This window comes from Brevundimonas sp. GW822-FHT03E11, assembly GCF_058801445.1.
In genome coordinates this window covers 267-733 of sequence record NZ_JBXANG010000027.1, presented here as the reverse complement: position 1 = coordinate 733, position 467 = coordinate 267, and the positions used below count along the sequence as shown (strand labels likewise).

Sequence of the window (467 nt, the reverse complement as noted above, 5' to 3'; positions counted from 1 at the left end):
ATGTCGGCCAGGGCCGTGGCGGGAATGGTTACGGTGTAGTTGCCCGCATCCGCCCCCGTCAGACCGACGCCGCTCACCGTCACCGTCTTGCCGGTTCCGGCGTTGCGGTCGGCGAAGGTCCAGGTTCCCCCCGTCGAGCCGACCGTATCGCCGCTGACGACCCCCGACAGGGCGACCGAGCCGGAGCCCGCCGTCGTGCCGTCATAGGTCTTGTTCGAGGCCGTCAGGGTGGCGGTCAGACTGCGCTGAAGGATGTCGGCCAGGGCCGTGGCGGGAATGGTCACGGTGTAGTTGCCCGCATCCGCCCCCGTCAGTCCGACGCCGCTGACCGTCACCGTCTTGCCGGTTCCGGCGTTGCGGTCGGCGAAGGTCCAGGTTCCCGCCGTCGTGCCGACCGTATCGCCGCTGACGACCCCCGACAGGGCGACCGAGCCGGAGCCCGCCGTCGTGCCGTCATAGGTCTTGTT

Annotated in this window: 1 protein-coding gene; it reads right to left on the bottom strand. The window is 70.0% G+C overall.

Annotated features, from left to right (window positions below; translation table 11 throughout):
- Nucleotides 1-467, bottom strand: a 467-nt coding sequence (locus AC1RKE_RS16045; protein WP_492897490.1) for a YDG domain-containing protein, incomplete at both ends; no start/stop codon positions are given.